This window comes from Paraburkholderia dipogonis (assembly GCF_046027395.1).
GTDB classification, from domain to species: Bacteria; Pseudomonadota; Gammaproteobacteria; order Burkholderiales; family Burkholderiaceae; genus Paraburkholderia; species Paraburkholderia dipogonis_A.
The window spans coordinates 45,194-71,732 of the sequence record NZ_JAQQEG010000037.1 but is presented as its reverse complement, the minus strand read 5'-3'; the positions used below and the strand labels follow the sequence as shown (position 1 = coordinate 71,732).

The following is a 26,539-nucleotide window of genomic DNA, read 5'->3' as shown; positions in this document are numbered from 1 at the left end:
GGATCGACAGGCAAGCCGACGTGGCTTGCGAGTACCGCGGCTGGTTAGCTCGACGGAATGGACAAATCGGATAAACGAACGGCGTGGCGCTCAGAGCGCCGCGCCGCTCATTGGGAACAGTCACACAGATTGAACCAGGAACGCTTTGATTATCGCACGGGCATTCTGGCGTCGCCCTCCGAGGTGGACGCCGCCGAATGGAATGCCCTTCTCGCGCAGCAGTCGCAGCCCACGCCGTTTCTGCGGCATGAGTTCCTGAGCGCGTTGCACGCGACCCGTTGCGCGGTCGCGGATACCGGCTGGGCGCCGCAATTCGTCACGCTGACGGACCCGCGCACGGACAAACTCGTGGCCGCCGCGCCCGTGTATCTGAAAGGGCACTCATACGGCGAGTACGTGTTCGACTGGGCCTGGGCCGACGCCTACAAGCGCAACGGTTTGCCGTATTACCCGAAGCTGCTGTGCGCCGTGCCGTTCACGCCGGTGCAAGGCAACCGGTTGTTGTCGGCGGATACGCATGCGCTCAGGCACCTGGCCGCGACGCTGATGGCGTTCGCCGAACAGGCCGACGTGTCGTCGCTGCACGTGCTGTTTCCCACCGAAACGGAAGCGGACGCGCTCACCGAAATGGGCATGATGCAACGCGAAGGCGTGCAGTTTCATTGGCTGAACGACGGCTATCGCGACTTCGACGATTTCCTCTCCACGCTCGAACAGAAGAAGCGCAAGAATATTCGCGCCGAGCGGCGCAAAGTGCAGGAGGCCGGCGTGACGATGCGCCGGATTCGCGGCGAGGACATTCAGGACGCGGACTGGCGCTTCTTCAGCAAGTGTTATCGGCAGACGTATCGCGAGCACTTTTCGAGTCCGTATCTGAACCTCGATTTCTTCCGCATGATCGGTGCATCGATGCCGGAGAATCTGCTGCTTGTGATCGCCGAATACGAAGGCAAGCCGATCGCGAGTTCGCTGGTGGTGTATCAGCGCGACGCGAAAACCGGCGGCACGCTGTATGGCCGCTATTGGGGCGCGCTGGAACACGTGCCGTGCCTGCACTTCGAAACGGCGTACTACCAGCCGCTCGAATTCTGCATCGAGGAAAAGCTCGGCGCGTTCGAAGGCGGCGCACAAGGCGAGCACAAGATGGCCCGCGGCTTCCTGCCCACGGTCACGCGCTCGGCGCACTGGCTCGCGCATCCCGCTTTCGCCGATGCGGTCGGCCACTTTCTCGACAACGAAAAGAACAGCATCCACGCGTATGTGGATGAGCTGCGCGAACACAATCCGTTCAAAGGCTGAAGCGCACCCATGGCGTGGTTTCTTTATCTGCTCGAATGCTCGGACGGCAGCGTCTACACAGGCATCGCCGTCGATGTGCAGGCGCGCTTCGACAAACACGTCAGCGGCGAGGGCGCGCGTTATACGCGTTCACGCAAGCCGGTGCAGGTGCTGGCGTCGTTCGAATTGACGAATCGGTCGAGCGCGTCGCGCGCGGAGTATTGGGTCAAGCGGCTGTCGCCGTCCGAGAAGCGTGCGCTTGCAGCGGGCATGCGCACGCTCGAATCGGTGATGCCGTTGCCTGAGCCCGCAGCGATTGCCGACGACGAACAAGCTAAAGAAGAATCCGGCGCGTCCTGAAAGCGCTTGAGCTGCGCTCTTCTTCTTTGCGCTGCCTTGGCTATCCCCTCGCCTCACGCATCCGCTCGTTGAGCAGGCGATGCATCAGCGCAAGCTCGCCCACCGCATCGGCCTCCAGCGAAGTCAGCCCGTCTCGCGCGGGAAGCGCGAGGCGCACCGGCCGCAAATTTCGACTCAACGCGGTGTCGATGTCCGCGCTCACGGTCGCGACCCACGCGCCGAGTTCATCGTGCATGTCGCGCCGGTTCGTACTCAGGCGCAGTTGCGTCGCGGTGCCGGCCATTCTTCGCAACACGCTCAGCACCGTCAGCGTCACCGTATCGACCATCGTGTCCTCGAGTTTTTCAAGGCGAATCCGGCCGATGGCTTCCTCCGCGTTATTGCTGCCCAGACCCGCGGCGCGGCGCAAGCGCTCCATGTCCTTCTCGCTGCGGCGAGGCGATTCCAGCGCGGCTCCCAGATAGGCGAGATTGGCGCGCACCGCCTCGCTCAGATACGCGCGGTAGTCGATCTTTTCGCGCGTCGGCCAGAGGTAGAACGTGGCCAGCAGCGCCAACACGCAGCCGAGCACGTTGTTGCCGAGCCGCGTGAGCGCATAGGCGAATTCGCTCGCGCCCGGCGTCGCGAAGTCGGCCACCAGCACGAAGGTCGGAGTAAGGAACAGCACGAAGAGGCTGTAGCTCACGGGACGCAGCGCCATGGTCGCCATCACTAGTGGAAACACCGCGAGCGAAATGCCGAGCGGCGAATGGATCGCGTAACCGATCGCCGCCGCCAGCACGCCGCCGACGATGCTGCCCGCCGCCCGCTCGATACTGCGCGGCCAGGTCGCGGCAATCGACGGTTGCAGGATCAGCAGCGTCGCCATGGTGGCCCAGTAGCCGAACGGCAGGCCGAGTGCGCGGATCACCAGAAAGCCGGTGGTGGTGGTCACGCCGACGCGGGCCGCATGCCGCAACCCCACGGATTCGACCGACAGGTTGGCCTTGAACGTGGACCAGATGCGCGTGAAGAGCCGCGCGGCGCCGTCGCGCCAGCCTTCGGGCTGCGCAGGCACCGGCGTGAAATCGACCAACTCGAAATCGGACTTCAGCTTCACGGGTTCCATCAAGGCGGTTTCGAGCCGCCGCGCAAAACGCCGCAAGCGCAGTTGCAAATCGCCGAGACGCGCCCACTGTGCGTCGTTGGCGGCCGCGCCGATGCCGCGCAGCACGTCGCCCATGACCGTCAGCAGCCGGGCTGCGCGTTTCGCGCGCCATGCGTCGTCGGGGACTCGTTCACATGCGCCGGAGACGGCAATCAGATACGCGAACAACGCTTCGCTGTCGGTCAGCAAGCCGAGCAGCGTGTCGTAGGTTTCGCGGCCGCCCGTTCTCGAGGCGGGCACGCGCGCCAGCACTTTGCGCGAACGCTCCAGCGCGGCGCGGGCATCGGCGCGAAATTTCGCGGCATGCGTGGCCCACTCGCCGCGTGCCGCCCGCCGTTCGAGCAGCCGGGCGCTGTCCACTGCGATATCGGCGAGGCGCAGGTACACGGCGCGCAGCGTCGAGCGGCTCGTGCCGAACGGATGAATGCGCCAGACCGTCAGACTCAGCGCCACGGCAAACAGACATCCGACCAGATAGATGCCGAGAAACGCCATGCCTTGCCGCAGACTGTGCATTGGCCGGTCGACCATCACGACGCATGCGGTAGCCGCGAGAATCGTCACCTGTGACGTGGCCGCGCCCCAGATCCGGCCGAATGCGCCGAGTGTCGTGAAGGCCAGCACCGCGAGCGCGGCCAATACGGCCCCGGTCCCGGAAGCGAATGACGTCAAGCCGCCGCACAACGTGGACAGCGCCGCGAAGCCCATCATCGACGCAAAGCGCGCGCGGTTGGAGCCGGCCGCGTCGGCGAGGCAGGTCCAGAACGCGCCGATCGCCGCCCACGCGAACGCCGGTTCGTGCAGCACATTGCCGAGTGCGAGCATGGCCGTCGACGCGCAAGCCGCCCTCAATCCTTCCGACAGACTGGCTTCGCTCGTTGAAAACGACACCATCCATACCGGCCGCTTGCGGTAGATCGCGCTGACGACGGCATACAGCCAGCTCGACCAGCGTTGCGAAGACGACGGGTTGGACTTGCGATTCAGCATCCGGACGGTGTGCTCCTGGGAACGCGGATTGGCGCTGCGTCAGCGGACCGCCGCTAGCCAGCGACAGGCAGACGCATGCAAGCGGCCAATCATAAGGGTTTACGCCTAGATATAAAAATGGCTTCGGTTCATCCTCTCGATGCATTGCGTCTATGTGTCCGCACGCAAGACCAGGCGGCGCGCGACGGCCTCGTGTTCGACAGCCCATAAAAAACCGCGCGGCCCTGGCAGGCTCGCGCGGTTTTTTCTATCAAGCAAATCAAACGTGACGCAGCTTACTTCTTGTAGTTCGCCACGCCTTCGGTGATTTCCTTGTGCGCGGCTTCGATGCCCGCCCAGCCCTCGACCTTCACCCACTTGCCCTTCTCGAGCGCCTTGTATTGCTCGAAGAAGTGCTTGATCTGATCTTTCAGGTACGCGGGGACGTCGTCGATCGACTTCAGGTCGGCGGTCATCGGGCAGACCTTGTCGTGCGCGACGGCGACCAGCTTCGCGTCCACGCCGGATTCGTCGGTCATTTGCAGCATGCCAAGTGCGCGGGCACGCACCACCGAGCCAGCCAGCAGCGGGAACGGCGTGATGACCAGCACGTCGACCGGGTCGCCGTCGCCCGACAGCGTTTGCGGAATGTAACCGTAATTCGCCGGATAGCGCATGCCCGTGCTGATGAAACGGTCGACGTGCAGCAGGCCCGTTTCCTTATCGGCTTCGTACTTCACCGGATCGCTTTGCGCCGGGATTTCGATGATGACGTTGAAATCTTGCGGAAGGTCTTTGCCTGCGGGGACGTGATTGAAGCTCATGAGCGCTCTCTGATCAGGATGGAATTCGGAACACGGCGTGCGGTGCGTGGGCTCGAACGGCATGCTTCGTGAAACTCGCCTCGAGCACTGGCGCTGCGGCCGGACAGTGCGGAATACGCCATTATAGCCAATCGGCCGATGGCATCCCTCGTTGGATCGGCGCGATAATCATCTGGCGTCTCTCGATTGTGCCTCTCGTTTGTGAACACCACGTAACCGCAACGCGGCGCACGTGACACCTCAAGGAGCATGCATGGAAGAAGCCCGACACTTCATCGGCGGCGAGTGGTCCGCCGCATCAGGCGGCGAGACGATCGCCGTGCTCGATCCCTCGGACGGCCAGCCCTTCGCCCAACTCGCACGCGGCACCGCGGCGGATATCGACGCCGCCGTACACGCCGCGCGCCGCGCCTTCGAAGGCGCATGGGGCCAGGCGAGTGCCGCCGAACGCGGCCGCGTGCTGTACCGGCTGTCCATGCTGGTCGCCGCGCGCCAGGAAGAACTCGCCCTGCTCGAAGCGCGCGACACCGGCAAGCCGCTCAAGCAGGCGCGCGCCGATTCGGCCGCCCTCGTCCGCTATTTCGAGTTCTACGCCGGCGCGGCGGACAAGCTGCACGGCGAAACGCTGCCGTACCAGACCGGCTACACGGTGCTGACGATCCGCGAACCGCACGGCGTGACCGGCCATATCGTGCCGTGGAATTACCCCATGCAGATTTTCGGCCGCAGCGTGGGCGCGGCGCTTGCAACCGGAAATGCCTGCGTTGTCAAACCGGCCGAGGATGCCTGCCTGTCCGTGTTGCGCGTGGCCGAATTGGCCGCCGAGGCGGGTTTGCCTGCCGGCGCGCTGAATATCGTCACCGGCTATGGGCATGAAGCGGGCGCGGCGCTCGCGCGTCATCCCGGCATCGATCACATTTCGTTCACCGGGTCGCCGGAAACCGGCAAGCTCGTCACGCAGATGGCCGCCGAGAATCACGTGCCGGTCACGCTGGAACTCGGCGGCAAGTCGCCGCAAATCGTTTTCGCCGACGCGGACCTCGACGCGGCGCTGCCCGTGCTGGTGTCGGCGATCGTGCAGAACGCCGGTCAAACCTGCTCGGCGGGCAGTCGCGTGCTGATCGACCGGGCCATTTACGAGCCCTTGCTCGACCGGCTGAGCGGCGCGTTTCACGCATTGCGCGTGGGTCCCTCGCAGGCCGACCTCGACTGCGGGCCGCTGATCAGCGCGAAACAGCAGCGGCGCGTGTGGGATTTCCTCTCGGACGCGCAACACGATGGCATCGCCATGGCGGCGCACGGCGAGGTGATTCCCGAAGCGCCGGAAAGCGGCTTCTATCAGGCGCCGACGCTGCTGCGCGATGTGCCCGCCAGCCACCGCCTCGCACGCGACGAAGTGTTCGGCCCCGTCCTCGCCGCCATGTCCTTTGCCGACGAAGACGAAGCGCTCGCGCTCGCCAACGGCACACCCTTTGGTTTGGTCGCCGGCATCTGGACACGCGACGGCGCGCGGCAGATGCGGCTCGCCCGGCGTTTGCGCTCCGGCCAGGTGTTCATCAACAACTATGGCGCGGGCGGCGGCGTCGAATTGCCGTTCGGCGGCGTCAAGCATTCGGGGCACGGGCGCGAAAAGGGATTCGAGGCGCTTTACGGCTTCACGGTGCTCAAGACCATCGCGATCAAGCACGGTTAGTCAGGCACGCGTATCACCATCCACAACAAACAGCGGAGACATCATGCGGTTGACAGGTAAAACAGCCATCGTCACGGGTGGCGGCTCGGGTTTTGGCGAAGGCATTGCGAAGACCTACGCGCGCGAAGGCGCGAACGTCGTGGTCAACGATCTGAACGGTCCCGCCGCCGAACGCGTGGCAAGCGAAATCGCGCTGGCCGGCGGCAAGGCCATCGCGGTGGCAGGCAACGTCGCCCAGCGCGACGACTGGCAAAAGCTGCGCGAAGCCGCGCTCGAAGACTTCGGCAGCGTGCAAATCGTCGTCAACAACGCCGGCACCACGCATCGCAACAAGCCGGTGCTGCAAGTAACGGAAGCCGAATTTGACCGCGTCTACGCGGTGAACGTGAAGAGCATCTACTGGAGCGTGCAGGAATTCGTGCCGTATTTCCGCGAGCAAGGCGGCGGCAGTTTCATCAATATCGCGTCCACGGCTGGCGTGCGGCCGCGGCCTGGACTCGTCTGGTACAACAGCAGCAAGGGTGCGGTGATCATCGCGAGCAAGTCGCTGGCGGTCGAACTGGGTCCTGACCGCATTCGGGTGAACTGTGTGAATCCGGTAATGGGCGAGACGGCGCTGCTGTCCGAATTCATGGGCGTCGAAGATACGCCGGAGAATCGTCAGCGCTTTCTCGCCGGCATTCCGCTCGGGCGTTTTTCGACGCCGCAGGACATCGCCAACGCCGCGCTTTATCTGGCTTCGGACGAGGCGGAGTTCATCACCGGCGTGTGCCTTGAAGTAGACGGCGGGCGCTGCGTGTAGCGCCGCGCCGCATCCGGTCTGCGAGGGTTTCGTGTGCAGCGACCCTCGCCGCCGTCAGTGTTTTCCCCCGGTATCGATTCGACATGCAAACCACGCAGCACGGATAGAATCGATCGACGGCGGTACTTCAATTCCACAAGAAAAGAGGAGACACCTATGGCTAGTCCCGCAAATCCGCTCCACCATCCCGGCGCGGGCGCGCCGCCTTCCACTTTCGAAGAGGCGACCTATCGCAAAGTCACCTGGCGGCTCGCGCCGCTATTGATGCTCTGTTATGTGGTCGCGTATCTGGATCGCGTCAACGTCGGTTTCGCCAAGCTGCAAATGACCAGCGATCTCGGCCTGAGCGACGCGGTATACGGTTTCGGCGCGGGGATTTTCTTTCTCGGTTATTTCATCTTCGAAATTCCGAGCAATGTGATCCTGCACAAAGTCGGCGCACGCGTGTGGATCGCGCGAATCATGGTGTCGTGGGGCGTGATCTCCATGCTGACCATGTTCGTCACCACGACGACCATGTTCTACGTGATGCGATTCCTGCTCGGTCTTGCTGAAGCGGGCTTTTTCCCCGGCATCATTCTGTACCTCACCTATTGGTATCCGTCGCACCGGCGCGGCCGCATGACCACCTGGTTCATGACGGCGATCGCGTTGTCGGGTGTGATCGGCGGGCCGGTGTCGGGTTATATCCTCAAGAGCTTCAACGGCATGAACGGCTGGCATGGCTGGCAGTGGCTGTTTCTGCTCGAAGGGATTCCGTCGGTGATCGTCGGGATCATGGTCTTCGTCATGCTGGACGACCGTATCTCGAAGGCGAAGTGGCTCACCAAGGAAGAGCAGCAATTGCTCGAGCGCCACGTCTCCGCCGAAGAAGCTACCAAGCACGACATGCCGATTCGCCAGGTGCTGACGAGCGGCCGCGTGTTGATGCTGAGCCTCACGTACTTCTCGTTCGTGATGGGTTTGTATGGCGTGAGCTTCTGGCTGCCAACCATCATCAAGGCGACCGGTGTGACGGATGCGTTCATGATCGGCCTGCTCTCGGCGATTCCTTTTGCGGCGGCTGTGGTGGCGATGGTGTTCGTGTCGCGCAGTGCGGACCGCAAGCGTGAGCGGCGCTGGCATATTGCGCTGCCGGCGTTTGCGGGGGCGATCGGTCTGGTGCTCTCCGTGGTGTGGACGCATAACACTGTGTTGGCGATGGCGTCGCTCACGCTGGCAACGATGGGCATTCTCACTACCTTGCCGCTGTTCTGGAGTTTGCCTACGGCGATTCTGGCGGGGACGGGAGCGGCGGCTGGGATTGCGATGATTAATTCCATCGGCAATCTGGCGGGTTTTTTGAGTCCGTATGCGGTGGGCTGGCTCAAGCAGGCGACGGCCGCGAACGATTCCGGCATGTATATGCTGGCGGCGTTCATGGTGCTGGGCGGTCTGCTTGCGATTAGCGTGCCGGCGAAGATGGTGAATAAGTGAGAGGTTGAGGTGCGGGCCTTGGCGGTGATTCACTGCTGAGGCTTTGCGTTGGTGTACGAAGGAGCGACCAATTCACCGCTGAATATGCTGGTTTCGACGAATGTTGGCCGACTGCTGCCAAGGGCGTGAGGCGATAGTCGGCCAGGAGCGGACGATCGCGGATGGCAGCTATCCTGCGCCCCTGGTGTGGTCTGAATCTCTCGCGCAGCTGCTTGCGCGGATACCCCTGAGCTTGCGCGGTAGTTCAGGTCGGCAGCGTTACGATCGACCCGGCCGCTCGCGACTCGCCCATGGCTCGAGGAGCTTGCCCATTATTATGTGCGGCTCACGGAAACAACTCGGTAAATACATAATCCACTGATACGCGAATCGCAACTAAACCACCTCGATAGGCATTAACACCAATTTCACTCAAATAATAATCGTGCAATGTCTGCCATCACCTGGACTTAAGTCATATCGTCGACATATGCCGGGAATGCAGTGAGAATTCGCATTAAGCCTCGCCAGCAGCCGGCCCGAATTTATGTTCGATTCCGAACAGTAACACGTGTGAATAACCCCTTACCCTTCCAATTGGCCTGTGTGTCAGCATCGAGTCGCATTTTGAATTGACTGATTAAAATATGATTGTCGCGGATGTCCAGGGTAAAACGAACAAATAGAATGATCGTTCGATTCAGAAGTCGAATGAACCTGAAAACCTATATACAAAAGCAGCAGGCAAGGGGAGACGTATGCCTAAAAAACTCGATTTTTCCGAACTCGCGAGTGTCCGCGGACACCTTCCGCTTATCGTCTACGAATTGAATGAGGTACCCTGGCGAATCGTAGACTGGTATGTCAAGCAACGGCCGAATTCGAATCTGGCCAAAATCCTGCCTGCGTCCTTGTCATATACGACGATTACGCATGACCAGGGCGAGTTGCACCCTTGGTCTACCTGGCCGACGGTGCATCGAGGTGTCTATAACGGGCAGCACAATATCCGGTTCATTAATCAGGATCTGGCCCACGCCAGTGAGTTTCCGCCAATCTGGGAAGTGCTCTCGAAACGCGGATATCGGGTCGGTGTTTTCGGCAGTCTTCAATCTTATCCGGTGCCGCAAACGGGAAAATACAGCTTCTATGTTCCTGATACCTTCGCGCGAACCCCGGAAACCTATCCGGCAGAGTATTCGGTATTTCAAAAGATAAACCTGCGACAAACGGAATCGGATGCCGCCATCGCCAGAGACGTAAAGATGGACGGAAGACTCGTCACCGATGCGATGAAACTGCCGTTTATCGGCGTTCGCCCGGTGACCTTTGTCAAACTCGCCACTCATCTCAGGAACGAACGTAAAAACGAGGAATATCGGGCACGCCGGCCGCTGATGCAGGCGCCGCTCGCATTCGACGTTTTTCTGAATGCCTACAAGAAAACAAAGCCCGAATTCTCGACTTTCTTTACCAATCACGTTGCGGGTGCAATGCATAGGTATTGGCGCTATGTCTTTCCCGAAGATTTCAGGCAGCAGAATCTCTCCGCGAGCGACAAGTTCAAGAGCGAAACCGTTCTCGCTGCGATGGATATTGCAGACGAGCAAATCGGCCGCCTCGCAAAAATAACCAAACAGGATGGTGGCTCCCTTCTGATTTTGTCGTCGATGGGGCAAGAGGCAATACAGCGTCCTCCGTATCACGGTGAGCTTCGCCTGAACGACGCAAAGAAACTCGCAGCCGCGATAGGATTCCACCATCCCTTCAAGGCGAATCTCGCCATGCAGCCCGATTTCAATTTCGAATTCGAGTCGAGCGACCATGCCAGGGAGTTCATCGAACGGACGGATCGGCTTCGCGATCACGAAGGAAAATCGATGTGGTTCCGTGCGTGTCAGGAAGGGCCCTCGGTCAACCTTGGGTTGGGCGAGCCGAAGTCCGTCCTGGATAGCGAGTTGATCATCCTTCTTCATGAGGGTCAGCCGAACACGGAAATCCGGCTGTCCGAGTTGGGCATATCGAAGATATTCCGGGACCCCGGTACGGGCTACCATCAGCCCAAAGGCATCATGATCTGGCACGGCGTCAAGCCGAGTGCCGGAAACTCCAGCAGAAAGGTGATCGAGTCCGCTTGGGTCAAGGATATGGTGCTTCACGCGATGTCGGTCGCTTGATATCGAGATGCCGGGAGAGCGCGCGCCGGGCGCCTGCTGCATAGTCAGCCCTGCTTGCGCGCGTGCCGCACCCGCAGAACTTCGACCTGTCTGGATTGAACGCCATACAGTCGACCGATGCCATGATGACTCCGTGTTGCGTACGCGCTGACCGGCTTACCATCTGATCCACACGTTTCCAGAAGGCAGCCGCGACTGCAGGCGGCCTGGCCATCTTGCTGCTCTCACTCTCAAGGCGTTCCGGACCGTGCTGCGCGATCCCAGTAACCGCAACTTGCCCAGGCAGGTCGTGCGTCTACTTCTGCACGTTCATTTTCTATGGGCGGGTCGTGGTGGGAGAGCCGCAAGGCTCGCCGGATTGTTGGAACGCCGGTCTGCCGTGGACCTGGAAAACGTTCTTGGCAAGGTCAAGGCCAATGGTCGCGATCTTCATGATGCTCTCCTTCGCGCTAACGCTTGAGATCCCTACTTTGGCATATCCGTATCGCAGAAGAGGGGGCGTCCATTCCATTAACCCCGCCACGTGCCCGCTCACCCCTTCCCTAGCAAGCCGGTGTCCGGGCGATCCAAAGAAGCAACAGGGAGATCGCACCATGACCAAGTCCGTCAAAAATCAACCGGCTTCGCGTCCGCCAGTCGACGCACTTCAGTACGAAAAGCTTGCCCTTTCCGCGTTCGATTTATGCGCCCGGCAGGTGGGTCAACTGGACACTTTGATCACACTTGCGTCATCGATAGTTAGAAATCCTGCGATTACACGCGACGAAAGAAAGCGTCACCGGACGCTGCTCGAATTGCTAGTGGACACGGCCGAGCAGTATCAGCAGGAACTCGAATGCGACCGCGAGTTGTTCCAGGTGATTGCACTCGACGCGAAGGGCATCCCGCGCAGCCGCCTCACGGCGCAACATGCGACGAACCTGCTGGCTGAAGCGTCGCGGAGAGCAAAAGCGCCTATCGAAGAAGCAAACGCTTTGCCCCGCAAAAAACCGTCCACGAAAAGCGCGATGATCAGGTTGTCCTCCACTACCGTGCAACAACCGTCCACTGCACCGCACTAAGCGTTCAAATCAAGCACCACAGAACAGGCACAGCAGGAAGCACGAATAAAAAATGGCCGCAGCATCCGCCGCGGCCATCAACTCATCAACCAGCAATTTCAAGCTCTCAAAGCAGCACACCAAGAATCACACACGCGCCGCTCAAAAAAACCCTCAAACGATATTCATCGCCAACGCACTTTCACGATAATGCTGGCTCGCCTTATCCGCATCGCCGAGTTGTTCATGCAAACGCGCCAACGCGCGATGCGAGCGAATCTTCAGCGTCTCGTTGTCCGCGAGCTTCAGCGCACGTTCAAGGAACGATTGCGCCTTGCCCCATAACTGCTGATGCAGACACAAGCGACCCAGCGCGAACATCAAGTCCGCATCTTCCGGACGATCCTTCTGCCACGCTTCGGCCTTCTGAATCAACGGCAACGCGTCGCCGCCCGCCGTATCCGGATAGCGACGCAGCAAGCGCGCGTCCCAGTTCTGCGCGAGCGCTTCCTCGACGATCTTGCGCGCTTCCTGCGGACGATTCAGCGCCACCAGCAACTCCGCAGCGAGATCCGCGAGCCGCGGCGAATGACGCTCGGTCGCCGACAACGAATTCCACAGCTCCAGCAGCGCATCGGCATTGTGACGCCGGTCACGCAGCAGGTTTTCCGCCGCGAGCTGGCGCAAACGCACCGCCACCGCCGGATGAATCGCCTCACGCTTTTCCAGCGTCTTGACGAGCTTGAGCACTTCGCCCCAGTTCTTCAATTGCTGTTGCGCGCGCAACATGATCTGCTGCGCGTGAATGCGCCGGCCGCCCTGTGATTGCATTTGGGTCAGCGCGGTCAGCGCGCCGTCCGCGTCACGGCCGTCGGCGCGCATGTCGGCGGTGGCCATCAGGCGTGCGTCCTGCCAGTCGGCCTCGTTGATCTGCGCGAGCCACTCGTCGCGCCGCGCATATTCATGCATACGATGCGCCGCCGTAGCCGCGATCAAACCGGCCGCGCCCTTGTTGTCGCCATTCGCGAGCGCATCTTTGGCGGCCTTCTCAGCACGCGAGAAACGCCCGGCGTACAGGTTGCCGATCGCGTCACGCAGCGCCGCATGCGCTTTCGCGACACGCGAGCGCGCGCGATAAGCGGCCACACGTTGCGGCATGCGCCAGATATTGCGGAAGATGCGCAGCAGTGCATACATCAGGATGAACAGCACCACCAGTCCAACCACGAACAGATTCAACGAAATATCGACGCGGTACGGTGGATAGATCAGCAGCACCTGCCCCATGTCGAAGCGTCCGACCACCGCCAGCACCACTGCGATGGCGAACAGCAATGCAAGCCATAGAAGTCCCCGGATCGCCATGATTAACCTCGGCTCCGGTATTGATTGACGGCCTGCAGGCTCGTGTTCAGGTTCGGCAGTTCAACCGCGGCCGAGCCCGCCTCCACCTGCCTGACGAGATCGGAAACGGTTTGCGTCTTCTTCGACGAGTTGTCGAAGTAACGCGTCAGCGCATTCTCCGCCGCCTTCAAGTCGGACTTCAGCGTGGTCTCGTTGCGCGAGAGCAAGGCGAGACGCGCCGACAGCAAACGCAGCTTGAGATTCTCACGCACGAAGTAGCCCTGATCGGGCGTGACCAGCATCGCGTCGGCGTTGTCGATCCGGCGCACCTGCACGAGGCTCGTCAACTGCTGGCCTATGCCGGTGCTCACTTCACGCCACCACACCTTCCAGCGCGGCTCGCCGGTCGCCGCGGCCACCTTGGCCGTGTCGGCCCAGGTCGCGGCTTGGGGCGTGGCGTGGGCGATCGGTGCTTCGCCCGAGAGCGGCAGCTCGTCGACCTGGTCGATCGCGTTGTCGAGCTTGATCGCCATGCCCGTGAGATCGGTGGAAGGCGCGGCCTTGAGTTTGTCGATGTCCTGCGCGATGGCCTTGCGCACGGTCACCGCTTGCGGACTGTCCGAGGCGGCGAGACGCGTGTCGGCGCTTTGCAGCGCGAACAGCGCGAGCTGCGTGTTGCCGGTGAGCTGCAACTGCTGGCTGGCGGCGGAGAGCATCTGGCCGACTTCGGCGAGCGTCCAGTCGTCGCGATTGCGCGCGAGATCCGCGTACTGCTGTTGCAGCGCCTGCTGCCCGGCTTGCGAATCGGCAAGCTTGCCTTCGAGTTGCGCGACCTGCGAGTCCGACTGATGCACGGTAGCGAGCGCCTGATCCGTCTTGATGCGCAGCTCGTTGGTCTGCGCGTCGTTGGCTTGCTGGCGCTGCACGATCTGCTGCTCCGTGCGCTCCACCTTGCGATTGAGCGCATAGCCGCCCACGCCCGCGGCGCAAGCAATGATCACGACGACAAACCACAGCAGCGGTCCGCTCGCGCTATGGCGCTTTTGCGCTTCGTAGGGCGTGAAGGGTTGATTCGGCGGCAACGCAGTGGTCGCGGCCGGCTGGGGTGAAGCGTTCGTGGATGCGTTCGTTTCAGTCATGCGTGATTTAGCCGGTGAATGAGCCGGGTTGGACGATACCGGTTGGACTACGGGCGGGACGGCGGCAATCAGCGCGCGGGCAATGCGCTCGTCGCCCGCGCCGGACACCGTAATGCTATCAAAACCCAATGCCCGCGCGGTCTGCGCGATACGGGGATGCGGCGTGACGAGCGTGGCGCGTTTGAGCTGCACAATTTCGTCGGCGGTGAGGTGGTCTTGCGCCAGTTCGTGCAGATTGCGCACGCCTTCGGAACTGGTGAGCAGCCACACGTGCGGCACGCCTGCGAGCAACGCGTGCACGCGCGCCCAGCCGCCGATCGATGGTTCCGGCACGAGGCGCCGGTAGGCCGCGACCGCGTCGACTTCGGCGCCGGCTTCGCGCAGACGCTCGGCCAGCCACTCGCGGCCGCCGTCGCCGCGCACGATCAGCACGCGCTTGCCTTCGAGGCTCGTTGCGCCGAGCGCGGTCTCGATCGCCGCGAAGAGGCCTTCGGAATCGAAGCGCGCGGTTTCTTCATCCGCGCCGGACGGCGGGCTGATCACGTTGTACGCCGGCGCCGCGACGCCATGGCGCGCCAACGCCTGCACACTGCCCGGTCCGACGACGCCGATCGGCAGCGCATGCGGCCAGATCGCGTCGCTCTGAGCGAAGGCGTGATCGACGGCATTCGGCGACACGAACACGACGAGCGCATAGCGTTCGAGCGAGGCCAACGCGGCGCGCAACGGCGCGTCGTCGGTGACGGGCGCGATGTCGATCAGCGGAAAGTCGAGCGTGGCGAGGCCGGCCGCGGCGAGTCGTGCGATCAGTTCGTTCGACTGACCGGCCGGTCGCGTAATCACGACCGTGAACGCCGCCTTGTCGACGGATGGGGATGTGTTGCCGGGGATATCGGCCGCCATCACTCGCCGGACGCCGCGCTGTCCGCCGCGCCGTCTTCCGCCGTGCCCTGCTTCGCAGCGGCGGGACCGCCGGCGGTGCTGAGCGCGCGAACGATCTCCATCGCCCCCTGCTGCTCGAGCGCGCTCGCCACTTCCTGGCCGAGCGCAATGGCGCGTTCGACGCTGGGCGCGGGCGCCGACGCCTGTGCGCTCAACACGCGCTGCCCGTCGGGCGTGGCGACGATGCCGCGCAGATGCAGCGCGCCGTCGCGCCAAGTTGCATACGCGGCGAGCGGCACTTCGCAACTGCCGCCGAGCGCGCGCGAGACCATGCGCTCCGCTTCGACGGCGGCCGCCGTGTGGTCGTGATGCAACGGTGCGAGCCATGCCGCGAGGTCCGCGCGATCCGCGCGAATCTCGATGCCGAGCGCGCCTTGGCCCGCCGCGGGCAGGCTGTCTTCGGGATCGAGCAACGCGCGGATGCGCTCGCCCAGACCCAGACGCTTCAGACCGGCTGCGGCCAGAATGATCGCCGCGTAATCGCCGCGATCGAGTTTCGACAGCCGCGTGTCCAGATTGCCGCGCAACGGCCGCACTTCGAGATGCGGATAACGCATGCGCAGCATGGCCTCACGGCGCAGGCTGGAAGTGCCGACCACGGCACCGGCCGGCAGTGCCGCGAGCGAATCGTAATCATTGGAGACCAGCGCGTCGCGCGGATCTTCGCGCTCCATGATGGTGGACAGCGCAAAGCCTTCGGGCAATTCCATCGGCACGTCTTTGAGCGAATGCACGGCGAGGTCGGCGCGGCCATCGGCGAGCGCGGCTTCCAGTTCCTTCACGAAGAGGCCCTTACCACCAACCTTCGACAAAGTGCGATCGAGAATTTGATCGCCACGTGTTGTCATTCCGAGGATTTTTACGTCACAAGATGGATATAATTTGTGCAGCGCACATCGCACATGCTCCGCTTGCCACATGGCCAGGCGGCTCTCTCGCGACGCAATCACAAGCGTGTGGGGTGGCGTGGAAAACGTCTCGGTGTTCATTAGCTTGCTGATCGAATGACGGGATGTAATAACGAACAATGTTAGCACGCGCCCTTGCGTCTCAAGACGTGGCGGGGCGCCGTGCTGAAGCGGTATCGATGGAGGAGACGGGCTTCGCGCGGCGCGCGCCTGCCCCATCCCAGCCTGTTCACGCACGGTCGTTCGCGCACCGGGCCGCCGCATGCGGGATGATGCAATGCGGCCTGACGTCGCTCAGGTGCCGCAGGTGCCTCGAGCGAGTGTCGTGCGGATGCACGGCACCGTTCAGGCGCACAGTCTCCTCTCAGGCGTATCGCCATCGGCGCATACCGTTTCGCGCAGTTCACGTTGCAGTTCATAGTGCAGTTCCGCAGTAGCAGTTCATCACTCAACAGACCCTGGCTTCCCTGAGGAAACCCATCGTGACGTCTTCCGGATCGGCGCGCCCTGCCCGCCGCAACACTGCATCGCCCAACGCTCGCGCGGCCGACGCCGCCAAGCCCGCCGCCTCTGCCGCCGCCGCTGCTGGGCCGACATCGGCCAAACGCGCCGGCAAACCCGCTCAGGCTGCTCACGCCGCCAAAGCCGGCAAGGCCGCCAAAACCTCCACGCCCGTCAAGACGGACAAAGCCGTGAAGGCAGTCAAAACGGATAAGACGACGCAAGCCGCATCGGCCAAGGCGCAAAAAACCGCCAAGGGCGGCTCCGCGAAGATCAAGGTCATTGCCGACGCGCCGCAAGCGCCGACGTTGCAGGCTGTGTCGGCGGAACCGTCTTCGCCCGCTTCCGCTTCCGCGCCGAAGAACAATGGCCGCACGCGCGAGGACAAAGACCATCCGCTGTTCCGGGACATCCGCTATCTCGGACGCCTGCTCGGCGACGTGCTGCGCGAGCAGGAAGGCGACGCGGTGTTCGACGTCGTCGAAACGATCCGTCAGACCGCCGTGCGCTTTCGCCGCGAAGACGACAGCGCCGCCGCGCAAACGCTCGACAAGAAACTGCGCTCGCTGAGCCCGGAGCAAACGGTCAGCGTGGTGCGCGCGTTCAGCTACTTTTCGCATCTCGCGAACATTGCTGAAGACCGCCACCGCAATCGCCGCCACCGGATTCACGCGCTGGCCGGGTCGACCTCGCAACCGGGCACGATTGCCCATGCGCTGGAGCGTCTCGTCGAAGCCAACGCGGCCGCTACGCCCGTCCTGCAGCAGTTCTTCAACGACGCGTTGATCGTGCCGGTGCTCACCGCTCACCCGACCGAAGTGCAGCGCAAGAGCATTCTCGATGCGCAGCACGACGTCGCACGTCTGCTCGCCGAACGCGATCAACAGTTGACCGACCGCGAACGCGCGCACAACGAAGCGATGCTGCGCGCCCGCGTCACGTCGCTGTGGCAAACGCGCATGCTGCGCGACTCGCGCCTCTCCGTGGCCGACGAAATCGAAAACGCGCTGTCGTACTACCGCGCCACCTTCCTCGAAGAAATCCCGGCGCTCTACGCCGATATCGAAGAAGCGCTCACCGAGCACGGCATCGACGCGCGCCTGCCGCCGTTCTTCCAGATGGGCAGCTGGATCGGCGGCGACCGCGACGGCAATCCCAACGTCACAGCCGAAACGCTCGAAAACGCGATCACCCGCCAGGCCGCGGTGATCTTCGAGCACTACATGGAGCAGGTGCACAAGCTCGGCGCCGAGTTGTCGGTGTCGAACCTGCTGGCCGGCGCCAGCGACGCCCTGAAGGAACTCGCCGCCGCCTCGCCCGACCAGTCGCCGCATCGGACCGACGAGCCGTATCGCCGCGCCTTGATCGGCATGTACACGCGGCTCGCGGCAAGCGCACGCGTGCGCCTCGGCGAAGGCAGCGTGCCGGTGCGCAGCGCGGGCCGCGGCGCGGCGCCGATACGCGCCAAGCCGTATGCCGACTCGTCCGAATTCGAGCGCGATCTGCACGTGCTGATCGATTCGCTCGCCGAACATCATGGCGCGCCGCTCGCCGCACCGCGTCTGTCGCCGCTCGCGCGCGCCGCCGAAGTGTTCGGCTTCCATCTGGCGAGCATCGACTTGCGCCAGAGCTCCGACATCCACGAAGCGGTGATCGCAGAACTGCTCAAGCGCGCGGGCGTCGAGGACGACTACGCGGCACTCACGGAAGAAGAAAAGCTCAAGGTGCTGCTCGCCGAACTGGCGCAGCCGCGTCCGTTGCGTCTGCCGTACGCGGAGTACTCCGATCTCGTGAAAAGCGAGCTCGGTGTGCTCGAAGAAGCGCGCATCACGCGTGAGAAATTCGGCGCACGCGCGGTGCGCAACTACATCATCTCGCACACGGAAACCGTGAGCGATCTGGTCGAAGTGATGTTGCTGCAAAAGGAAACCGGCCTGCTGCACGGACGTCTGGGCGATGCGAACGATCCGGCGCAAGCAGGGCTGATGGTGATCCCGTTGTTCGAAACGATCCCCGACTTGCGCAACGCGCCGCACATCATGCGCGATCTGATCGCGCTGCCGGGCGTCGACGCGCTGATCGAACATCAGGGCAACGAGCAGGAAGTCATGCTCGGCTATTCGGACAGCAACAAGGACGGCGGCTTCCTTACGTCGAACTGGGAGTTGTACCGCGCCGAACTCGCGCTCGTATCGCTCTTCAACGAACGCGGCGTGACGCTGCGTCTGTTCCATGGACGCGGAGGCACCGTGGGCCGTGGGGGCGGTCCGACCTATCAGGCGATTCTGTCGCAGCCGCCGGGCACCGTCGACGGCCAGATTCGTTTGACCGAGCAAGGCGAAGTGATCGCGAGCAAGTTCGGCAATCCGGAGATCGGCCGGCGCAATCTGGAGACGGTGGTCGCCGCCACGCTCGAAGCATCGTTGCTGCCGCACGGCATTGCGCCGGCGCAACTGCCCGCGTTCGAAGAGACGATGCAGCAGTTGTCCGACGCGGCGATGGCGTCCTACCGCGCGCTGGTCTACGAAACGCCGGGCTTCAAGGAGTACTTCTTCGAGTCGACGCCGATCGCGGAGATCGCCGAATTGAACATCGGCAGCCGGCCGGCGTCGCGCAAACTGCAGGATCCGAAGCAACGCAAGATCGAAGATCTGCGCGCGATTCCGTGGGGCTTCTCGTGGGGCCAATGCCGTTTGCTGCTGACCGGCTGGTACGGTTTCGGCAGCGCGGTGGCCGCGCATCTGGACAGCGCGCCGAGCGACGCCGAGCGCACGCGCCGTCTCGCGCTGCTGAAGAAAATGCACAAGACGTGGCCGTTCTTCTCGAACCTGCTGTCGAACATGGACATGGTGCTGGCGAAGACCGACCTCGCGGTCGCCTCGCGTTACGCCGCGCTCGTGTCCGACAAGAAACTGCGCAAGCACGTGTTCGAGCGGATCGTAGCGGAATGGGAGCGCACGTCGAAGGTGTTGTCGGAGATCACGGGCAAGAGTGAGCGGCTCGCGGAGAATCCGCTGCTCGCGCGTTCGATCAAGAACCGCTTCCCGTATCTCGATCCGCTGAACCACTTGCAGGTGGAGCTGCTCAAGCGTCACCGCGCGGGCGACACCAACGCGCGCGTGCGGCGCGGGATTCATTTGAGCATCAACGGGATTGCGGCGGGCTTGCGCAATACGGGCTAAGCCGCTGCCAGCAAAGGTTGCACCGAAATCGAAGCCGGTCCCGGATTACTTCGCCGTGACCGGCTTCGGCATTTCTCGCGGGGCAATATTGAACCTGATTTCGGGTTTGTCACGCGTGCGCCTTACCTGGTCGTATGCCTCCAGTTCCGCCGTGACTCGCCGGTCGAAATTCCCGCGCGCTTCTTGTGCCGACGTCACCGCCGAACTCCCTTCCGTGATGCTGGGCGGTTTGAAACCATACTGCGCCGACCGCGGATCCGAGGAAACGCCGTACGGCACGCCACCCGGATAGGAGGCAATCGCGCGTGGCAATGTCGTGCCATTGCGGCTATAGAACTCCTGATTGGTTTCGGCCATGGCGCACGGCAACAGCGTTGCCACCGAGAGGCCAACAAATGCGGTTCGAACCTTTCGTTTCAGCATTGCGATAGCTCCGGCTTGCTAAGCAATCCGGAGAATATCACGGCGTTTCCGTGCATTTATTTTGGGATGTACGGTCGAAAGCGTCACAGAACTCAATGTTCTTAGGACATGTCTCAAGCCGCCTCAATCATCAACGCGTCGAGCTTGAATGAGCCGTCTTGCTGCACGTCGAAGTATTGACGGACTTCATCCGGCGAATTCGCCCACATCGAGCGGATCGCCACCACACGCGGTTCCGGCGTGCGCATGCGCGCCACCCACGAGCCGAACTCGATGTCGATGCGCCAACGCTCGCGAATCGACGCCTTGAACCCGGCCGTGGCAAATAACGCGAGCCACTCGTCGACGCGGTAATCGCGAATATGCGAGCCGTCGCGCAATAACTCGATGGCCTGAATATGCGTGTCGAGCAATGGATGATCGCTGCCGGCGATATCGATGAACAACACCTTGCCGCCCGGCTTCAGCACACGCCGCACTTCGGCGAGCGCGAGCGGAACGTCGTGCCAGTGATGCGCGCTCATCCGGCTGATCACCCAGTCGAACGAATGAGCGTCGAACGGCAATACTTCGGCGGCGCCCTGTTGCGTACGGATGTTGGCGAGACCGCGCTCCTTCGCGGCGCCTTCCACGGTCGCCAGCATTTGCGGCGCGATGTCGTAGGCCACTACCGCTTTCGCGTGCGGCGCAACCGCGAAACTCGCGTGGCCTGCACCGCAACCCATGTCGAGCACCGTCGCATCCGGCGTCATCGCGATCGATTCGGCCAGCGTCCGCAGATCGGCGCCGGTGGCATGGGTCGGGCTCGTCAAATAGGCGGCGGCGGTCGTGCCGAAGGCGGCGGCGACCTGATCGTGATGCTTCATGGGAGGCTCCGGTTATGTATTCGGGGTAGCGCAGGAAGGCGTTGTGCCATTCCAGCCGCTACAATAGAGCCGGCTGTGTACCAGTACAAGTTAAGCAATTATTCTGGTATCTCTATTACCTCCCTCCACTTCGTCCACCTGCGCCGAACAGAATGACCACGCCGTCTTCCGCCGACAACCCGCCGCCGCTCGACGCCACCCCGGCTCGCGCGCTCGGCGACTTCATCCGCGCTCACCGTGAGCGGCTTTCGCCGCAGGCGGTCGGCTTGCCGCCGGGTCCACGCCGCCGCACGCCCGGATTGCGGCGCGAGGAAGTCGCGCAACTGTGCGGCGTGAGTCCGACCTGGTACACGTGGATCGAGCAGGGGCGCCCGGTCTCCGCTTCCGCCGACGCGCTCGCGCGCATCGCGGTCGCGTTGCAACTGTCACGCGCCGAGCGGGCCTATCTGTTCGAACTGGCCGCCCAGCGCGACCCGGCGGAGCCCGATCCGGCCGCCGCCGATGCGCCCGCCACCCTGCTGGAAACCGTGCAACTCGTGAGCGCGCCGGCCTATGTGCTCGACCGCCAGTGGAATGCGCTCGCATGGAATGAGCGCGCCTCGGACCTGTTCGTCGGCTGGCTGGACGGCACGCACGACCGCAATCTGCTGCGCTACACCTTCACCGAACCGGCCGCGCGCGATCTGATCGTCGATTGGGAAACGCGTGCGCGACGGCTTGCCGCCGAATTCCGCGCCGACTCGATCCGCCATCTGAACGACGCGCCCACCCGCGCGCTGATCGACTCGCTGACCGCCGCGAGCGACGCATTCGCGCGCTTCTGGGCGTCGCAGGACGTGGGGGGCCGTGAAGGCGGACGGCGCGAGTTCAACCATCCGCGCGACGGCCGCATCGTGTACGACCAGATCACGTTCAAACCCGCGCATCGCGAGGATCTGAAGCTGGTGGTGCTGGTGCGCGAGTAGGCGTCGGCGGGGCGACGGCCTTGGCGTCACACGCACTCGACGTGCGCGCCCCAGCCGCCATCCGTATCGCCCGACAGGGGCCATGCCGGCGCGGCGCCGCCCGTGTTCGCGCAAGTTGCGCGTGCGAACTTCGGCTGTGTCGCGTACGGCACTTGAAAGCCTGCCGAGTCTTTCCGGCCCGCGCCCAGTGTTAAAATCCCTGTCTTTCCTCGCTTCGACGGCACCTTTGCACGGCACGTGCATTCGCGTCGTCAGCCTCCTCACCGCTCGCTCAACTGCCGCTTAACTGCCCAACACCATGACGTCCCAACTGCACAAAAAAGGCGAAGCCTGGTCGGCTCGCTTCTCGGAGCCGATGTCGGAGCTCGTCAAACGCTACACGTCGTCGGTTTTCTTCGACAAGCGTCTGGCGCTCGTCGATATCGAAGGGTCGCTCGCGCACGCCTCGATGCTGGCCGCGCAGAAGATCATCGCCGCCGACGACCTCGCCGCGATCCAGCGCGGCATGGCGCAGATCAAGGGCGAAATCGAGCGAGGCGAGTTCGAGTGGCAACTCGATCTGGAAGACGTGCACCTGAATATCGAAGCGCGCCTGACCGCGCTGATCGGCGACGCGGGCAAGCGCCTGCACACCGGCCGCTCGCGTAACGACCAGGTCGCGACGGATATCCGCTTGTGGCTGCGCGGCGAGATCGACCGGATCGGCGGTTTGCTGACTGAATTGCGCACAGCGCTGCTCGATATGGCCGAGAAGAACGCCTCGACCATCATGCCGGGCTTCACGCACTTGCAAGTGGCACAGCCGGTCACGTTCGGCCACCACCTGCTCGCTTACGTCGAAATGTTTTCACGCGACGCCGAGCGCATGATCGATTGCCGCAAGCGCGTGAACCGTCTGCCGCTCGGCGCGGCGGCGCTCGCCGGGACGAGCTATCCGATCGACCGTCACGCGGTGGCGAAGACGCTCGGCTTCGACGGCATCTGCGCGAACTCGCTGGACGCGGTGTCCGACCGCGACTTCGCAATCGAATTCACGGCAGCGTCGGCACTCGTAATGACGCACATCTCGCGCTTCTCCGAAGAGCTCGTGCTGTGGATGAGCCCGCGTGTCGGCTTCATCGACCTGGCCGACCGCTTCTGCACGGGTTCGTCGATCATGCCGCAGAAGAAGAACCCGGACGTGCCAGAACTCGCGCGCGGCAAGACCGGCCGTGTGAACGGCCATCTGATCGCACTGCTGACGCTGATGAAAGGCCAGCCGCTCGCTTACAACAAGGACAATCAGGAAGACAAGGAGCCGCTGTTCGACACCGTCGATACGGTCGCGGATACGTTGCGCATCTTCGCTGAAATGGTCGCCGGTATTTCGGTGAAGCCGCAAGCTATGCGCGACGCTGCGCTGCAAGGCTTCTCCACGGCTACCGATCTGGCCGACTACCTGGTCAAGCGCGGCCTGCCGTTCCGCGATGCGCACGAAGCGGTGGCGCTGGCCGTGCGCGTGTGCGCGGATCGCGGCTGCGATCTGGCGGATCTGACGCTCGACGAAATGCGCAAGGAACTGCCGAACGTCGCGCATCTGATCGGCGAGGACGTGTTCTCGTATCTGACGCTGGAAGGCTCGGTGGCGAGCCGCAATCATCCGGGCGGCACGGCGCCGGAGCAGGTGCTTGCGGCGGTGAAGGCGGCACGTGAAGCGCTGAAATAAACGGCCGCGCGGCATGCGTTGAGCAGGCATCACGCTCATCGCTTGCTTGTCTCTTACTTGCGGCTTGCGGCTTGCGGACAGAAAGGCGAACTCGTTGTCGGGTTCGCCTTTTGTTTTTTGCGCCGCACGTGCCCGCGTGAACCACGCCGCAAAAAAGAAAAAGCCCGCGCGAAGCGGGCTAAATGAAAGACTTCCACCGATGCCTCTCGAAAGAGGCCATCAAAGTGTAGGCGTGTTTTCGCCGCGCACCAATTCGCTCATATTTCAGCCTATTACAGACGGTTGGGCCACATACAGCGGGCGAACGCCAATTGCTTCCTGGCGGTTTTTGACTACCATCAAATTAGGCTCTGTCATTGCGGTTTCCCTGACCATGTTCTCTCGCACGCGTCACCTTCGCCATCGCAACGGACGCCGTGTTCGCAGCGTCGGCGCATGGCCTGCTCATGTGCGCGGTATGCTGCTCGCCGTCGGGTTGGTCATCGGCATGGCGGGCTGCACCATCACGCCACCGCCGCGCGCCAGGGTGCCGACGCCCGCGGCCGCCATCAACAGCGCGACGCTCGATCAATACCGCGATGCCGTTGCCCGGCGCATCATCGAACGCAATCCGTCTTATGTGTTGCGTGGCAAGCCTCAAGCGATGCTGCGCTCGCTGGTGGTGGTGTCGTTCACGGTGGATCGCAACGGCCACGTGCTGGAGTCGTCGGTGTATCGCACCAACGGCGACGACGAAGCCGAGAGCACCGCGCTCGCCACCTTGCGGCGCGCCGCACCGCTGCCGCAACCGCCCGGTAAATTGCTGAACGGCCGTGGCCAGCTCGAGCTATTCGAAGACTGGCTTTTCAACGACGACGGCAAATTCCAGCTTCGCGAGTTGGCCTCGCCGCAAGCGCAAACCATCGATTGAACGCGGTTCGTTTCGTGCAACGCACGCGGCAAACCCGGCGCCGCCTTGCTGCGGCGCGGCCGCGCTCGTTATAATTTTCCAATTCCCTGCGCCGGAGCCTTCCGGCATGGCTCACGCCGCCTGCTCACCCGCCGGCGCGGCAAGAGCCCGATTGCAGCGCCGCCGCGCTATCCGCGAGCGCCGCCTGCTTGATGCACGATGCGCGCGCTGTCGCCCTGATCGCAAATCATCAAGGCCTCGCACCGCACCGGCCGCCTTACCTTGCTCGCTTCAAGCGTCCCGCCTGGGTTATTCGCCTGGTTGGAACGCTTTCGCCGGCTGCCGTTGTAAGCTGTCGCATCGTCGCCCGCGCCGTGCGTGGCCGCCCACCGGTCCGCGAGCGAAGCGAGGCGCACGAACCTGACCAAAGACGCCGCCCACCTACGCGCACCACCGGCTCACGAACCGGGCGCCCGGCGGCATCACGATACCTGGAGACCCTGCATGTCCACTTCGCCGATTTCCGCGGCCCAGCCCAATGCGGCCGGGCAGAACAAGAGTTCGCGGATCATCTTCGCGAGCTTTATCGGCACCGCGATCGAGTTCTACGATTTCTACGTCTATGCGACCGCCGCGGCGCTCGTCATCGGACCGGTGTTTTTCCCGCATGGCTCGGCGACGGCGCAGGCGTTGTCGGCCTTCGTCACGTTCGGCATCGCTTTCGTCGCGCGGCCGATCGGCTCGTTCCTGTTCGGCCACTTCGGTGACCGGATCGGCCGTAAATCCACGCTGGTGGCGTCGCTGCTGGTGATGGGACTGTCCACCACGCTGATCGGCTTCGTGCCCGGCTACGACTCGATCGGCAGCCTCGCACCGATCCTGTTGTGCATCTTGCGCTTTGGCCAGGGCATCGGTCTGGGCGGCGAATGGGGCGGCGCCGCGCTGCTCGCCACCGAGAACGCGCCGGCCGGCAAACGCGGCTGGTTCGGCATGTTCCCGCAGCTCGGGCCGTCGATCGGCTTTCTGGCTTCCAACGGCCTGTTCTTCGCGCTGGCGCTGTCCTTGAGCGACGAGCAATTCCGCAGCTGGGGCTGGCGCGTGCCGTTTCTCGTGAGCGCCGTGCTGGTCGCGCTCGGCTTGTACGTGCGCCTGAAAATCGCCGAGACGCCGGCGTTCCAGGCGGCGATCGACCGTCAGGAACGCGTGAAGGTGCCGATCGCCACGCTGCTGTCGCAACACTGGCTGCCGACTTTGCTCGGCGCGCTCGCGATGGTGGTCTGCTACACGCTGTTCTACAACGCCACCACGTTTTCGCTGTCGTACGGCGTCTCCGTGCTGCATATTCCGCGGCCGACGTTCCTCGGCCTGCTGTGCATCGCGGTGGTGTTCATGGCGCTCGCCACGCCGCTGTCGGCCTGGGCAAGCGACCGCTATGGGCGCAAGCCGGTGCTGATCGTCGGCATCATCGCGGCGATCCTGTCGGGCTTCACGATGGCGCCGCTGCTCGGCAGCGGACAAACGTCGCTGGTGCTGCTGTTCCTCGTCATCGAACTGTTCCTGATGGGCGTGACCTTCGCGCCGATGGGCGCGCTGCTGCCGGAGCTGTTCCCGACCAACGTGCGCTACACCGGCGCGGGCGTGGCGTATAACCTCGGTGGGATTCTCGGCGCGTCCGTCGCGCCGTATATCGCCCAGATGCTCGCCGCGCGTGGCGGGCTGCCGTGGGTCGGCGCGTATGTGTCGATCGCCGCGGCCGTCAGCATGATCGGCGTGCTGTGCATGCGGGAAACGCGCAACACACAACTGATGTAACGAGAGGCGCCGATATCGGCGCCTTTACTCTTCGCTCTTCGCTCGATGCCGCCCGGCGCGCGATTCTCACGCCGCGGCGGCATCGGCCAGCTCCCCCGCCTCCCCGCCGCTTCACGCC

19 protein-coding genes are annotated in these 26,539 nt (G+C 63.3%); 12 read left to right on the top strand and 7 right to left on the bottom strand.

Annotated elements, in window-relative coordinates:
- The first annotated feature begins 129 nt into the window (after window positions 1–129).
- Together PQR32_RS31395 and PQR32_RS31390 are read left to right on the top strand one after the other, a co-directional pair.
- Window positions 130–1,299: a GNAT family N-acetyltransferase gene (locus PQR32_RS31395; protein WP_408236325.1), complete on the top strand. Its 1,170-nt coding sequence runs from the start codon at window positions 130–132 to the stop codon at window positions 1,297–1,299.
- A gap of 9 nt (window positions 1,300–1,308) precedes the next feature.
- Window positions 1,309–1,638 carry a GIY-YIG nuclease family protein gene (locus PQR32_RS31390; RefSeq protein WP_408236322.1) on the top strand — a complete coding sequence of 110 codons (330 nt, stop codon included), beginning with the start codon at window positions 1,309–1,311 and terminating at the stop codon, window positions 1,636–1,638.
- Window positions 1,639–1,678: 40 nt separating this feature from the next.
- On the opposite strand, the gene PQR32_RS31385 is transcribed toward PQR32_RS31390, so the two are convergent.
- Window positions 1,679–3,775: an FUSC family protein gene (locus PQR32_RS31385; RefSeq protein ID WP_408236319.1), complete on the bottom strand. Its 2,097-nt coding sequence runs from the start codon at window positions 3,773–3,775 to the stop codon at window positions 1,679–1,681.
- Between the two features lie 275 nt (window positions 3,776–4,050).
- Window positions 4,051–4,578 carry an inorganic diphosphatase gene (gene ppa / locus PQR32_RS31380; protein WP_172309715.1) on the bottom strand — a complete coding sequence of 176 codons (528 nt, stop codon included), beginning with the start codon at window positions 4,576–4,578 and terminating at the stop codon, window positions 4,051–4,053.
- A gap of 253 nt (window positions 4,579–4,831) precedes the next feature.
- Between ppa and PQR32_RS31375 the strand changes: the two genes are divergently transcribed.
- The 5 genes from PQR32_RS31375 (at window position 4,832) to PQR32_RS31355 (ending at window position 11,766) form a co-directional block, all read left to right on the top strand.
- A complete protein-coding gene (locus PQR32_RS31375) occupies window positions 4,832–6,271 on the top strand; it encodes an aldehyde dehydrogenase family protein (protein ID WP_408236316.1) in 1,440 nt (479 codons plus the stop codon).
- 43 nt (window positions 6,272–6,314) lie between these two features.
- Window positions 6,315–7,073 carry an SDR family oxidoreductase gene (locus PQR32_RS31370; protein WP_408236313.1) on the top strand — a complete coding sequence of 253 codons (759 nt, stop codon included), beginning with the start codon at window positions 6,315–6,317 and terminating at the stop codon, window positions 7,071–7,073.
- A 156-nt stretch (window positions 7,074–7,229) separates the two neighbouring features.
- Window positions 7,230–8,549 (top strand): MFS transporter, encoded by a 1,320-nt coding sequence (locus PQR32_RS31365; protein WP_408236310.1) that lies wholly within the window; start codon window positions 7,230–7,232, stop codon window positions 8,547–8,549.
- 737 nt (window positions 8,550–9,286) lie between these two features.
- A complete protein-coding gene (locus PQR32_RS31360; RefSeq protein WP_408236307.1) occupies window positions 9,287–10,705 on the top strand; it encodes a hypothetical protein in 1,419 nt (472 codons plus the stop codon).
- A gap of 593 nt (window positions 10,706–11,298) precedes the next feature.
- Window positions 11,299–11,766, top strand: a complete 468-nt coding sequence (locus PQR32_RS31355; RefSeq protein WP_408236304.1) for a hypothetical protein — start codon at window positions 11,299–11,301, stop codon at window positions 11,764–11,766.
- A 153-nt stretch (window positions 11,767–11,919) separates the two neighbouring features.
- Here PQR32_RS31355 and PQR32_RS31350 read toward each other — a convergent pair whose 3' ends face one another.
- The 3 genes from PQR32_RS31350 to hemC are packed head-to-tail and all read right to left on the bottom strand — an operon-like array spanning window position 11,920 to window position 16,159.
- Window positions 11,920–13,110: a heme biosynthesis protein HemY gene (locus tag PQR32_RS31350; protein WP_408236301.1), complete on the bottom strand. Its 1,191-nt coding sequence runs from the start codon at window positions 13,108–13,110 to the stop codon at window positions 11,920–11,922.
- Between the two features lie 2 nt (window positions 13,111–13,112).
- A complete protein-coding gene (gene hemDX, locus PQR32_RS31345) occupies window positions 13,113–15,131 on the bottom strand; it encodes a fused uroporphyrinogen-III synthase HemD/membrane protein HemX (protein ID WP_408236298.1) in 2,019 nt (672 codons plus the stop codon).
- Window positions 15,131–16,159, bottom strand: a complete 1,029-nt coding sequence (hemC, locus tag PQR32_RS31340) for a hydroxymethylbilane synthase (protein WP_408236295.1) — start codon at window positions 16,157–16,159, stop codon at window positions 15,131–15,133. Before hemC ends, hemDX begins: the two co-directional genes overlap by 1 nt.
- Before the next feature lie 401 nt (window positions 16,160–16,560).
- On the opposite strand from hemC, the gene ppc reads away from it, so the two are divergent.
- Window positions 16,561–19,761: a phosphoenolpyruvate carboxylase gene (ppc, locus tag PQR32_RS31335; RefSeq protein WP_408236292.1), complete on the top strand. Its 3,201-nt coding sequence runs from the start codon at window positions 16,561–16,563 to the stop codon at window positions 19,759–19,761.
- Between the two features lie 45 nt (window positions 19,762–19,806).
- On the opposite strand, the gene PQR32_RS31330 is transcribed toward ppc, so the two are convergent.
- Together PQR32_RS31330 and PQR32_RS31325 are read right to left on the bottom strand one after the other, a co-directional pair.
- Window positions 19,807–20,184, bottom strand: a complete 378-nt coding sequence (locus PQR32_RS31330) for a hypothetical protein (protein WP_408236289.1) — start codon at window positions 20,182–20,184, stop codon at window positions 19,807–19,809.
- 113 nt (window positions 20,185–20,297) lie between these two features.
- Window positions 20,298–21,050, bottom strand: a complete 753-nt coding sequence (locus PQR32_RS31325) for a class I SAM-dependent methyltransferase (RefSeq protein ID WP_408236286.1) — start codon at window positions 21,048–21,050, stop codon at window positions 20,298–20,300.
- 152 nt (window positions 21,051–21,202) lie between these two features.
- Here PQR32_RS31325 and PQR32_RS31320 point away from each other — a divergent pair, with 152 nt between their 5' ends.
- From PQR32_RS31320 to PQR32_RS31305, 4 genes are all read left to right on the top strand, one after another.
- Complete coding sequence (locus tag PQR32_RS31320; RefSeq protein ID WP_408236283.1) at window positions 21,203–22,015, top strand: helix-turn-helix transcriptional regulator; 813 nt, start codon at window positions 21,203–21,205, stop codon at window positions 22,013–22,015.
- A 298-nt stretch (window positions 22,016–22,313) separates the two neighbouring features.
- Window positions 22,314–23,720: an argininosuccinate lyase gene (argH, locus tag PQR32_RS31315; RefSeq protein ID WP_408180662.1), complete on the top strand. Its 1,407-nt coding sequence runs from the start codon at window positions 22,314–22,316 to the stop codon at window positions 23,718–23,720.
- 457 nt (window positions 23,721–24,177) lie between these two features.
- Window positions 24,178–24,630 carry a cell envelope integrity protein TolA gene (gene tolA / locus PQR32_RS31310; protein WP_408236280.1) on the top strand — a complete coding sequence of 151 codons (453 nt, stop codon included), beginning with the start codon at window positions 24,178–24,180 and terminating at the stop codon, window positions 24,628–24,630.
- A 483-nt stretch (window positions 24,631–25,113) separates the two neighbouring features.
- Complete coding sequence (locus tag PQR32_RS31305) at window positions 25,114–26,421, top strand: MFS transporter (protein WP_408236277.1); 1,308 nt, start codon at window positions 25,114–25,116, stop codon at window positions 26,419–26,421.
- The last annotated feature ends 118 nt before the right edge of the window (window positions 26,422–26,539 follow it).